At 62.0% G+C, this 12,544-nt stretch carries 7 protein-coding genes and 2 tRNA genes; 3 read left to right on the top strand and 6 right to left on the bottom strand.

Features of this window, described 5'->3' with window-relative positions:
• Positions 1-185: 185 nt before the first annotated feature.
• The 4 genes from KTQ37_RS05825 to KTQ37_RS05810 form a co-directional block, all read right to left on the bottom strand.
• Positions 186-260, bottom strand: a tRNA-Val gene (locus KTQ37_RS05825).
• Between the two features lie 19 nt (positions 261-279).
• Entirely contained in the window at positions 280-651 is a 372-nt protein-coding gene (locus KTQ37_RS05820) for an HU family DNA-binding protein (protein ID WP_218629554.1), read from the bottom strand.
• 109 nt (positions 652-760) lie between these two features.
• The gene (gene lon / locus KTQ37_RS05815) at positions 761-3,175 is read right to left on the bottom strand and encodes an endopeptidase La (protein ID WP_218629553.1); all 2,415 of its coding nucleotides are present in this window, start codon (positions 3,173-3,175) and stop codon (positions 761-763) included.
• 224 nt (positions 3,176-3,399) lie between these two features.
• Positions 3,400-4,749: an ATP-binding protein gene (locus tag KTQ37_RS05810; protein WP_218629552.1), complete on the bottom strand. Its 1,350-nt coding sequence runs from the start codon at positions 4,747-4,749 to the stop codon at positions 3,400-3,402.
• 69 nt (positions 4,750-4,818) lie between these two features.
• On the opposite strand from KTQ37_RS05810, the gene KTQ37_RS05805 reads away from it, so the two are divergent.
• From KTQ37_RS05805 to KTQ37_RS05795, 3 genes are all read left to right on the top strand, one after another.
• Positions 4,819-5,682: an MBL fold metallo-hydrolase gene (locus KTQ37_RS05805; RefSeq protein WP_236021098.1), complete on the top strand. Its 864-nt coding sequence runs from the start codon at positions 4,819-4,821 to the stop codon at positions 5,680-5,682.
• A gap of 70 nt (positions 5,683-5,752) precedes the next feature.
• Positions 5,753-5,827, top strand: a tRNA-Asn gene (locus KTQ37_RS05800).
• A gap of 141 nt (positions 5,828-5,968) precedes the next feature.
• Complete coding sequence (locus KTQ37_RS05795; RefSeq protein WP_218629550.1) at positions 5,969-8,032, top strand: site-specific integrase; 2,064 nt, start codon at positions 5,969-5,971, stop codon at positions 8,030-8,032.
• A 288-nt stretch (positions 8,033-8,320) separates the two neighbouring features.
• On the opposite strand, the gene KTQ37_RS05790 is transcribed toward KTQ37_RS05795, so the two are convergent.
• Positions 8,321-11,407, bottom strand: coding sequence for a type I restriction endonuclease subunit R (locus KTQ37_RS05790; protein WP_218629549.1), 3,087 nt, complete (start codon positions 11,405-11,407; stop codon positions 8,321-8,323).
• Entirely contained in the window at positions 11,407-12,543 is a 1,137-nt protein-coding gene (locus tag KTQ37_RS05785; protein WP_218629548.1) for a DUF4268 domain-containing protein, read from the bottom strand. The genes KTQ37_RS05790 and KTQ37_RS05785 overlap by 1 nt, the downstream gene beginning before the upstream one ends.
• Position 12,544 lies beyond the last annotated feature (1 nt).

Here is a 12,544-nt window from a genome sequence, read left to right as displayed (position 1 = left end):
AGCGACGTGACGCCCCGGTCTAGAAAGTGCGGCGGGCACCGCCTTGTGTGAAGGCAGTCCCCCTCGGGGACACAACATGATCATCTCTGCTTTATGCAGAGCATATCCGCAGCTTGATGAACCTACGCACGCTTTGCAAAAGCAAATGGCCGCGACGCTAAGTCACGGCCATTAAAAGGTAATTCTGGTGGGCGATAACGGATTTGAACCGCTGACATCTTCGATGTGAACGAAGCGCTCTACCGCTGAGCTAATCGCCCGGTGGAGGGGCTTTTAGCCTCACTCCGCCCCCTCCGCAAGAGGGTCCGCCGCGCTTTTTTCATCCTTTTGCGCCGCCGCCCCCGACGCATCCGCCGAACCGCGCTTGAGCTTGATATGCAACACCGAGGCGCCATTGTTCACCGCGGTCCGGGTGACGCGCATCTTGCCCAGAGGCGGCAGGGCAATCGTTTCGCCCTTCTCGAGCGCCTCTGACAGCACCTCAAGCACCGCCTGCGCGACATCGCGCGCCACGGCCTTCTTGGCGCCCGAGATCTTGGCGACGCGCTCTACAAAGTCCTTCTTGCGCAGCACCGGGGCTTCGGCAACTCGCGCAGGCGCTTCGGGCGCAGCTTCCGTTTTCTTGGTGGTCTTTCGGGTGGCCTTTGCCATGTCATCCCCCTGGGTATCCGAATCGAGCGCAGGTTACGCAGGAACGGCAGCCACCACCACGGGCATGTTCAAAATGAAAACGCGCCCCGACGGGCGCGTTTCAGATCGTTCAGTGGGCCGTGGCGCCCTGCCCTTCGCGGGCCGAGGCCGCAGCGGCCGCAGCGGCGGCCTCTTCGGCCGCCTCGTCCCATTCGACAGGCTCGGGCATCCGCACCAGAGCACGCGGCAGAACCTCGCGCACATGGCTGACGGGGATGATATCCAGCCCCTCCTTCACGTTCGCGGGGATGTCGGCCAGGTCCTTCTCGTTCTCCGCCGGGATCAGCACGGTCTTGATCCCGCCGCGCAGGGCCGCCAGCAGCTTTTCCTTGAGGCCGCCGATCGCCAGCACGTTGCCGCGCAGCGTGACCTCGCCGGTCATGGCGATATCCTTACGCACCGCGATGCCGGTCAGCACCGAGACGATCGACGTGACCATCGCGATCCCCGCCGAGGGGCCGTCCTTGGGCGTGGCGCCCTCCGGCACGTGGACGTGGATATCGACCTTCTCGAACTTGGGCGGCTTCACGCCAAGCTCGGGCGAGACCGAGCGCACATAGCTCGACGCCGCCTCGATCGATTCCTTCATCACATCGCCGAGTTTACCGGTGGTCTTCATGCGCCCTTTGCCGGGCAGCTTGAGCGCCTCAATCTGCAGCAGATCGCCCCCGACCGAGGTCCAGGCAAGACCCGTCACCACGCCGACCTGATCCTCTTTCTCGGCCAGACCGTAGCGGAAGCGGCGCACGCCAAGGTAGTCGCCCACCTTCGCCTCATCGACGATGACAGACTTGACCGCGCCCTTGCCCTTGATGATCTCGGTCACCGCCTTGCGGGCGAGCTTGGCGATCTCGCGCTCAAGGCTGCGCACCCCGGCCTCGCGGGTGTAATAGCGGACCACATCGTTCAGCGCACCATCGGTGATCGAGAACTCGCCCTTGCGCAGCCCATGCGCCTTGATCTGCTTGGGGATCAGGTGCTGGCGCGCGATTTCGCGCTTCTCGTCCTCGGTGTAGCCGGCGAGGCTGATGATCTCCATGCGGTCCAGAAGCGGGCCGGGCATGTTGTAGCTGTTGGCCGTGGTCAGGAACATGACGTTCGACAGGTCGTATTCCACCTCAAGGTAGTGGTCCACGAAGGTCGCGTTCTGTTCCGGGTCCAGCACCTCAAGCATCGCCGAAGCCGGATCGCCACGGAAGTCCTGCCCCATCTTGTCGATTTCATCGAGCAGGATGAGCGGGTTCGTCGTTTTCGCCTTTTTCAGCGCCTGAATGATCTTGCCGGGCATCGAGCCGATATAGGTCCGGCGGTGGCCACGGATCTCGCTTTCATCGCGCACGCCGCCAAGCGAGATGCGGATGAACTCGCGCCCCGTCGCCTTGGCGACCGAGCGGCCAAGCGAGGTCTTACCCACGCCGGGCGGGCCGACGAGGCACATGATCGGGCCTTTCAGCTTGGCCGAACGCGCCTGAACGGCCAGATATTCGACGATCCGCTCCTTGACCTTCTCAAGCCCGTAGTGATCGGCATCGAGCACCTTCTCGGCCCCGCCAAGGTCTTTCTTGACGCGGCTCTTGACGCCCCAGGGCAGCGACAGCAGCCAGTCGAGGTAGTTGCGCACCACCGTCGCCTCGGCCGACATCGGGCTCATGGACTTGAGCTTTTTCAGCTCGGCATCCGCCTTGTCACGCGCCTCTTTCGAGAACTTCGTGTTGGCGATGCGCTCTTCCAACTCGTTGATCTCGTTCTGGCCATCCTCGCCGTCGCCGAGTTCCTTCTGAATGGCCTTCATCTGCTCATTCAGGTAGTACTCGCGCTGCGTCTTCTCCATCTGGTTCTTGACGCGGCTTTTGATCTTCTTCTCGACCTGAAGAACCGACACCTCGCCCTGCATCAGGCCATAGACCTTCTCAAGGCGCGCCGAGACGTCGAGCGTTTCCAGAAGTTCCTGCTTTTGCGCGACATCGAGGCCAAGATGCCCCGACACGAGGTCGGCCAGCTTGTCGGCCTCCTGCGTCTCGGAAACGGCGGCCAGCGCCTCTTCGGGGACGTTCTTCTTGATCTTGGCGTAACGCTCGAACTCCTCGGCGACCGAGCGCAGCAGAGCGCGGATCGTGTCGCGGTCGCCCTCAGCCTCTTCAAGCACCTCGGCATGGGCCTCGAAGAAGGTCTCATTCGGGATGAATTCGGTGATCATCACGCGGGTCTTGCCCTCGACCAGCACCTTGACGGTGCCATCGGGCAGTTTGAGCAGTTGCAGCACGTTGGCCAGAACGCCGGTGCGGAAGATCCCATCCGCAGTCGGTTCATCAACCGAAGGGTCGATCTGGCTGGCCAGCAGAATTTGCCGGTCATCCGCCATCACCTCTTCCAGCGCACGCACGGATTTCTCGCGCCCGACGAAGAGCGGCACGATCATGTGGGGAAACACCACGATGTCGCGCAGCGGCAAAACCGGATAAGTCGTCGAGAGGGTCTCGGTCATATTCATTCCTCTTTGGCGAAAGGACACCGACCCCGCTTCGCGGCAGTCCCGGCCCTTCCCGTATCCCCCCATATTTAGGGGGGCAAGCGGGTCGCTTCAACCAGACCACCGAAGGACCAGACTTTCTGCCCGTCACATCGGGGTTACATTGCCCCGCACCTCGCAGCGGAGCAAGGCCAGAACGACCCCATCGGCATCATGGGCATGTTTTCCTTACCCGCACCTTAGCGCGGCAGCACCAATTCGGCGCGCAAGCCGCCAAGGCGGTCGCTTTCGCCAAGCCGCAGGCTGCCGCCATGGCCGCGCAGGATGTCGGCCGCGATCGACAGGCCCAGCCCGACCCCCTGCCCCCGATCCTGGTTACGCGCGGGGTCAAGGCGCGTGAACGGCTTTATCGCCTCCTCGCGCCGCTCGGGCGGAATGCCGGGGCCGTCATCCTCGACAATGATGCGCACCATCCGCGGGCCAAGCTGCACCGAGACATCGGCGCGCGAGCCATAGCGCACCGCGTTGCCGATCAGATTCTCGACGGCGCGGCGGATCGCGTCAGGGCGGCAGGTGATCTCGGCCAGACCGGGGCCGGGGCATTCGTGCAGGCGGACCGGCTGCCCACCACGCTCGGCGTCGCCGACGATCTGCGCTACCAGTTCGCAGGGGTCTATCAATTGCGAGTCATCCGCCGTCGCATCGTCGCGCGCGAAAGCGAGAAAGGCATCGACCAGCTTCGCCATCTCGGCTACGTCGCGCTCCAGCGCAGCGACCTCATCGCGGGTTTCGGGGTCGTCGGGCAGCATCGACAACCCAAGACGTAGGCGCGTGAGCGGCGTGCGCAGATCATGGCTGATCCCAGAAAGCATCAGCCGCCGCTGCTCGATCTGTCGCTCGATCCGCGCACGCATCTCCAGAAACGCTGCCCCGGCCGAGCGCACTTCGGTCGCACCCGCGGGACGGTAAAGCACCACCTGCCCGCGCCCGAACGCCTCGGCCGCCTTGGCAAGGCGCCAGATCGGCCGCAGCTGGTTGCGCAGAAAAAGATAGGCGATGATCGTCATCAGCAGACTGACTGCCACCATCAGCACCAGAAGCTGATGCGGGTTGGAGGCCGACACCCGCCCCCGCCCGAAACTCAGCTCCAACACTCCTTTGGGCGTGTCGAGCGTCAGCTGCACCTGCGCCCCCACCCGCAGATCGACCGAGCGCAGACCCGCCAACCCCTCGCGTAACGTGTCGATCACAACGATCCCGGTGAAATCGCCAAACCGCCGGAAATCGCCCTGCTCCACCGCGGCCTCGGGTGTCGCGGGCAAGATGAACTCCAGCCCCAGCGGCTCCGCCAGTGTCACGCCCACAGCCTGCGCCGCAGCAAGGTCGGCGGCCTCGCCCACCCGTTGATCAAGCAGGATGATCTCGCGCAGCATCGTCTCGGTCATCTGCTTGGTGACGCGCTCAAAATGGCGCTGAATGAAGACCACGGACACGACAAGCTGGATGGTCACGATCGGCACGATCAGGATCAGCGCGGCACGCCCATAAAGCCCGCGTGGCAAGATCTGTTTAAGCCAATCGAAATTCATGCCAAAACCCTAGCCGGGAGCAGAACGAAGGAAAAGCGGAAGATGCCGGAGAGTCATAAGGTTGAAATCATGGAACCCGGTCTGCGGCGGATGGTGGCGCCGAACCCCTCTCCGATGACACTGAACGGCACCTGCACCTATATTCTGGGTACCGGATCGGTTGCGGTGATCGACCCGGGCCCCGCCGATCGCGGCCACATCGGGGCGATTCTGGCAGCCCTCGCACCCGGTGAGCGGATCAGCCATATCCTGGTCACCCATGCGCATCTCGACCATTCTCCCGGCGCACCGCTACTGGCAGAGGCCTGCGGTGCCAAGGTCCACGCTTTCGGCCCCGCCTCTGCCGGCCGCTCGCCCATCATGGAGCGCCTTGCAGCAACCGGCCTCATGGGCGGCGGCGAAGGCGTGGATCGGGCCTTCGCACCCGACATCCTGATCGCCGATGGCGAAAAGATCACCGGCGGCGATTGGACCCTGCGCGCCCTGCACACGCCGGGCCATTTCTGCAACCACCTGAGCTTTATCTGGGGCGATGCCATCTTTACCGGAGATCATGTCATGGGGTGGTCATCGACCCTGATCTCTCCGCCGGACGGCGACTTGGGCGACTACTTCCGATCGCTCGACAAACTGACCCAGATCGGTGCCCGCACATTCTACCCCGGCCACGGCGCCCCGGTCATGGGCACGGCGGCGCGGATCGCCGAACTGGCCGCACATAGACGCGAGAGAACCGCCCAGATCGCCGCGCATCTGGTAGCCGGAGCCGCCACCGTCGCGCAGTTGACCGAGCTTATATACCAGGAAATACCCGCTGCCCTCATGCCCGCTGCTTCCCGCAACGTCTTCGCGCATCTTGTTGAAATGACAGCCACAAATCAGGTTACAGCTGCGCCGGAGATACGCCTGGACGCTGCCTTTTCGTTGACCTGAAAAAATCCGAAAAAATCCTTCACGCCCCTCTTGCACCCCCGAAACACCGCCGCTATACACCGCCTCGTGTTCCGGCGTAGCTCAGCGGTAGAGCAGTTGACTGTTAATCAATTGGTCGTAGGTTCGATCCCTACCGCCGGAGCCAAATCCCCAGCAAGCATTTGATTTGGCAGCGATTTTTTGATCGCCCCAGGCCGGATTCGGATGTTGGTGCACAACGCTTTGCACAAAGCGTTGCACAACATCCGCATCCAGCGCGCGGCACCTCCCATCTCAGGAGGCTCCCATGGCGCATGGCCAGACCTATCTCGAACGCAGAAAACACGGATTCTACTGGCGCAGGCGCGTGCCGGCGCGCGCAAAAATTTCGTGCCAAACCGGATTTCTGTGTTTTCCGCTGAAGACTCACGTTCCCCGCGAAGCCGCAGAGCTCGCCCGTCGCCTCACCGCGATCAGCGAGCTCTGCTTCACAGCGGAGCGCGCCGTGTCACCGGAAGTGATGCAAGAAATCCTGGTCGGCTATGCCCGTCTCGAGATTGAGACGGCAGACCGGCTGCGCGCGCTCACCGGACCGCGGACGCGCGCCGCTGCCGAAGCCGCCCTGGCCCTGGAAGCCGCCGCGCGCGCCTCCTTGCGCGATGCGTTCTTCCTGTGCGACCGCACTCTGGCCCTCGAACCGATCCGGGACACGGCCAGACGGCTCGGAATCACCCTCGACGAGTCGGAGGATGACTTTGCACGGCTCACCGACGACATGATGCGCCTCCTGATCGAGATCAGCGAGGAAAAGGAGCGCCGCGCGCGCGGCCAGTTCCGTCAAGAGCAGCCCTATCTCGATCTCGCGCTGCGCCCGGCACCCGGCCTGCGCGCCCCCGCGCCCGCGGCGCCCCCTGCCCCCATGCCGCCCCCTCCCGCGCAGGATACGGCTGAGACAATGGCAGAGGCGAAGGACGCGTTGGACCTGGCGTCGCCGTCAGCCCCGCCCCCGCCCAAGGCCGAGACCGAAAGCCAGATCCTTCTTCACAGCAGCCTCGGCACGAAGGTGACGCTCGACACCCGTAAAATGCGCCAGGCGACGGCAAGCGGCCCGGCACCGACGCTCACGGAGATCTTTGATCTGTGGTTCGGGGATCTTGAGCGCGGAACCATCACCTCGGGGGCCTATGTCTTTGAAGACGAGGCCGCCGCGGACAAGTTTCGCAAGAACGCAGACACGGTCATCGGCACGCGCAAGCTGATCGTCGAAGTCTTTGGCGAGCGGCCGATCACAGAGATCGAACCTGCGGACTGGAAGGGCTTCAACGATATGCTCAGGCAGCTCCCGAACAATCACGGCAAGTCGAGAAACGAGCGTCACCTGAGCTGCTTTGAAGTGATCGCCGCCGCGGATCGCAAGCAGGACACGGAACTGCGCCGGGCACGCAGGGCGATCAAGGTGAGAGGCCTCGCAGGCGACGAGGCCGAGGATCTGTTGCGCCGCGCCAAGGTCGCGCGCATCTCGCCGCGCACCTTCCAGCGACATCAAAAACACCTCTCGGCCCCGCTCGACTATGCCGTCGAGAAAGGGTTGATCTCGCACAATCCGTTCAAGCCCTTCGTGCTTGGCGAAAAGATGATCGGGGAAATGAACTCCCGCCGACCAGAAGCCTCGCGCCAGATCTGGGGCGATGAGATCAAAGCGCTGTTCGCGACCGACAAATGGACTTCCCCCAAGACGGCAATCGACGACCCGCTCTATTGGGTGCCCCTCATTGCCCGGCTCAGCGGCATGCGCAGCGAAGAAATCCTGCAACTCAAGCCCGAGAACATTCGGAGCGACAACGGCATCTGGTATTTCGACATCGAACGCGGCACCGGGCAAAGCGTGAAAAGCGAAAACGGGCAGCGCACCGTGCCCCTGCACAGTCAACTGATCGAACTCGGCTTTCTGGAGCTCGTCGCACGACAGCGCCGTCTCAAGCGCTTGCGCATCTTCGACAAGATCGCGCGCTCGAAGAGCAAGAAGCAGACATTCACGGCGAATTTCACCAAGAGCTTCACCTATTACCGGAAATCGCGGAAGGTCTACGACGCTCGACGCGATCTGCATGCGATGCGGACCACCTTCAACACGAACTGCGTCGCGAACGGGGTCCCGGACACAGCCCGGCGATATCTGATGGGGCACAAGGACAACGATGTGGGCATCGTCAACTATCTCCCGGAGGGGTTCGCGCTGGCACGCCTCAAGTCCTATATCGAGATGGACCAGTTGGACCTGAGCATGATCACGAAGCGCTTCGCGGCAGAACCTGCCGCGCCAAAAGGCCCTCGACTGGTTACGACGAACGGGATCGCACTCTCCGCGTAACGGGTGGCGGGACATCACCCGGCACCGCGGCGCCGTTGGCGCAAGATCACGAGAGGAGACCTGACGGGTCGAGCGAAAGGCTGCACGATCGAAGGGATCCACCCTCCGGCAGGCCCAAGCGTGTCGGAGGGTGCAATTTTCTTATTCGAGCGGCCCCCAACCCTCGCGCGCAGCGCGCGTAGCTGTCGTTTTGCACGGGATCATGCCGCACGGCGCGAGCCCGCGCGACGTGCATTCACACATCCCGCCAAACCTCTCGCCGCGGGCCGCCCGAGTGACGTCCTCTCCTCAAGCCAGATCACTGGCCAGCGCCTCGGCCTGCTTCAACACGGTTTTCACCGCCTCGCTCGTGAGATCCGGCGGGTAGCCATGGCGCTGCAGGATCTTCTTCACCGCAACCCGCATCTTCGCGCGGACATTGTCGCGACGCCACCAATCCGTGCCAGAATTGCGGCGAACGGTATCGACCAGTTCGGTCGCGATGATCCGAAGCTCTTCGTTGCTCATGAGCTGCACCGCGCTGTCATTCTGTGCCAGCGCATCGTAAAAAGCCCGCTCGGCTTGCGTCAGCCCATCCTCGGGCTCCTGTTTGAGATCCTTCGCAATCGCGATCAGTTCCTGAAGAATCTGGAGCGCATCGACACTGCGATTGTGGTATTTTGCAATTGCCTGTTCGAGGCGCGAGGAAAACTCCTCCTTACGCACGATGTTGGTTCGGGTTCGGGCAGAAATCTCTCCGTTCAGAAGTTTTTTCAGCGCCTCGACCGCGAGGTTTCGATGCTTCATGTTCTGCAGCTCGATCATGAAAGCATCCGACAGAACACTGATATCGGGCCGATCAAAGCCGCATGCCTCGAGAATGTCGACGACCTCCGTCGAGGCAACGGCCCGGTTTACCAATTGCTGGATTGCGAAATCCGCACCCTGGGCGCCGCCAGATCCACTGCCGACACCAACCTTCTCAAGACCGGAACGCACAGCCGCGAAGAAGGCGACTTCCTCGGCGTGCGCCGTTGCCTGAGGGCTGCCGGAAGCCAGCTTGAATGCCTTGACCAGCGCCGCAACGGCATCGTTGAACCGCTTGACGCCGCTCGCTTTGTCGTCGGCCTTACCCTTCTGCAAAACATGATCAAGGGCCGCGGGCAGGATTTTGAGCCGCTCCGCCGGTGTCCCGCCCAGCGCTCCGGAATAATCAAATCCGTGAAACTGGGCGCGGGCGACATCCAGCGCATCGAGAAAGGCTGAAACGGCCTCGGCTTCATTGATCCCGGTCTGCTGCTGGTCCGATTGCGAGTAATGCGCCAGCGCTCCCTTCAGCTCGGCCGCAACACCGATGTAATCGACCACCAGACCCGCCGGCTTGTCGCGAAACACCCGGTTCACGCGCGCGATGGCTTGCATCAACCCATGCCCCTTCATCGGCTTGTCGACGTAGAGCGTGTGCATGCAGGGGGCGTCAAAGCCGGTCAGCCACATGTCGCGCACGATGACGAGCTTCAGACCATCCGCCGGATCCTTCATCCGGTTGCGGATCGCCTCTTGCCGCGCCTTGGAGCGAATATGCGGCTGAAACCCGGTCGGGTCTGTGGCATTGCCGGTCATGATGACCTTGACCTTGCCGGTATCGTCGGTCTCCCCATGCCAGTCGGGGCGCGCCGCCACGATCCGCTCGTAGACCTCGACGCAGATCCGACGGCTCATGCAGACGATCATCGCCTTGCCGTCGATCGCCTCCAGCCGCGCATCGAAATGCCGCAAGATGTCAGCCACCACCGTGTCGAGCCGCTTGTCGGCTCCCACCAGAGCTTCGACACGCGACCACTTGCGGGCGATGGCGGCGGCATCGCCTTCGGCCAGGGTTTCGGTTGCCTCGTCGAATTCCTCGTCCAGCACCGCGCTCAGGTCGTCGTCGAGCTCGATCTTCGCCACCCGGGCCTCGTAATAGATCGGCACCGTGGCACCGTCCTCGACCGCCTGGGCGATGTCATAGACGTCGATATAATCGCCAAAGACTGCCCGCGTATTGGCTCCCACAAGCTCTACCGGCGTTCCCGTGAAGGCCACGTAGACCGCATGGGGAAGCGCCTGGCGCAATTGATAGGCCAGCCCATGCCGGACCTCGCCAGTCTCCTTGCTCAGCTTCGCTTCAAAGCCGTATTGGGTGCGGTGCGCCTCATCGACCATTACGATCACATTCGATCGTCCAGTAAGTTCCGGAAACACTTCGCCCTTCTCGGGGCGGAACTTCTGGATCGTCGAAAAGACGATGCCGCCGACCTCGCGGTTCAAGAGCGTTTTCAGGTCGCTGATACTCTCTGCCTGCACAGGCTCCTCGCCGAGAAGGTCCTTGCAGCGCCCGAAGGTCGCGAAGAGCTGGTTGTCGAGGTCGTTACGGTCGGTCAGCACCAGAAGCGTCGGGTTTTCCAACGTCGGGTGGCGCATGGCCCGCCCTGCAAGGAATGTCATCAGGAGCGACTTGCCTGATCCCTGCGTGTGCCAGATCACACCCCCTTTGCCGTCTGTGTCGCGCGCAACAAGGATCGTCTCGATCGCCTTCCTGACGGCATGGAACTGGTGGTAGCCCGCGATTTTCTTGATCGGCCCCCGCCCCTCGTCCTCAAAGACAACAAACCAACGCAGCATGTCGAGCAAAACCCGACGGCTCAGCATTCCCTCCGTCAGGGTCTGCAATGCCAGCGCGTTGCTGTCATCGACGACCGTCTCGCCATCCAGCGTCCGCCAGCGCATGAACCGGTCGAACCCCGCTGAAATCGAACCGTAGCGTGCGTTCAACCCGTCCGAGATCACTGTCAGAAGCGAGGTGCGGAACAGGTCTGGGATATCGGTCTTGTAAGTGGCGATCTGGTTCCAGGCAGCCTCGATGCTGGCGCCCTCGGTGCCCTTCAGTTCGACCACGACGAGCGGCAGGCCGTTCAGGAACAGAACCACATCCGGGATCCGCGCTGTCTTGCCGACGACATCCACCTGGTTGATGGCGCGCCAGTCATTCTTCTGGTCTTCCCAGTCGACGATCTGCACACGGGCGTTGCGCTCCTCGCCATCGGCAAAATAGGTCAGAGCCACACCGTTCACGATCAGATCGTGTAGCCGACGATTTTCCTGGACAAGATCCGTGGCAAAGACGACGTCACTCAGCCGCAACGCCGCCTCTCGGATCGCCGTTTCAGGCAGTTCCGGATTCACGCGCCGCAACGCATCAAGAAAAACCGTCTCCAGGATCGTGTCGCGGAAACTCGGTCGCATCGGGTGGCGCATCTCGGGGGAAATTTCTGATCCGTGATGGATCGCGAAACCAAGCCGCGCGAGATCTTGAAGAAAGGTCTGCTCCAGTTCGGCTTCGGTTACCCAGGCCATTAGCTGACTTCCTCCGAGCCGGAATTCCGCCCCCTGAGTTGCGAAATCGGTTTCATGAAAGTCGACTGCAATTTTGACATCTCGGATGTCATCCAGGCGGCCATCTCCGGCCACACTTCCTCGTTGAATCCATCAAATGGCGCGACCTGCACGATCTTTGACATCTTGCTGTCGTCCATTCTCAACCATTGGAGAGGCGCGCCGAAAGCGCTGTCAAATTCAACCTGTCGAGCGCAAAGCTCGTCGAACAAGAGCTTGTTGCGCGCCTTGTCCGGCCCCTGAAAAATGACTTCGACCCGCGCCTCAGATTGGGTGAATGCAAGGCCGAAAATGATTGAACCTACCCCTGAGCCACAGGAAATCCAGTTCTCGCGAGACGGTGACACGGTCTCGTATCTGCTCAGGCCCGCTGCCCGGAGTTCGCGAAGCACGAGTTCCCAATACCTCAGTCGCAGTTTGTGTCGCCTTTGCTGCACCCCCTTGGCAGATTTTTCTTCGCTTTCCTTTTCCGCCATCCCGATCATGAAATCTGCAGCCTCAGGCGTGGGGATCACCGGTTGAATATCAACAAACAGTTCTGAACCAAACACATAGGGGATGACCTTAAAGCAGCGCGCATCGATGCGGTGCTCGCGCAGCCACAGAACCGTCGAGGTCACTTCCTTCCGAAAATTTGCAGCAATGAACATCAGGCGTTGATCATGCCCCGCATTCAGCACCACCTCGTCGAGTGCCTCCACATCCAAAAACTCGCAGATGCGCTGCACCGCATTGCCGCCGCCTTCGTGCCGATCGAGATACTGCTGGTAGATATCGATGATCTGCGACTTGGTCAGGCTCGAGGCATAGGCCGCGTATTTCAGAGCCTGCCAGGCGACATCCCGGCCGGAATCGTCGAGCTTGTTCTCAATCACAACCAACTGCCCGTCACCGTCGATGGCCAGGAGATCCAGACGCTCGCGCGTATCGGCGAAACCGTCGAACTCCTTCTGGATGATCAGGAGATCCTCGCCGAGTGCATCAGGCTGATTGGCGAGCCATTCCTGCAGGTGGTCGCGTTCCCGCAGATTGAGGTCAGCGAAGCGTTTCTCTTCAAGTTTTCTCAGCCGGTTTTCGGAGCGGTTCACCTGAAACATG

Origin of the sequence: Sedimentimonas flavescens, assembly GCF_019264375.1 — a bacterium.
Taxonomy (GTDB): Bacteria; Pseudomonadota; Alphaproteobacteria; order Rhodobacterales; family Rhodobacteraceae; genus Rhodobacter; species Rhodobacter flavescens.
Note: the sequence above shows the minus strand (reverse complement) of the source record. Positions and strands in the feature narration are given on the sequence as shown.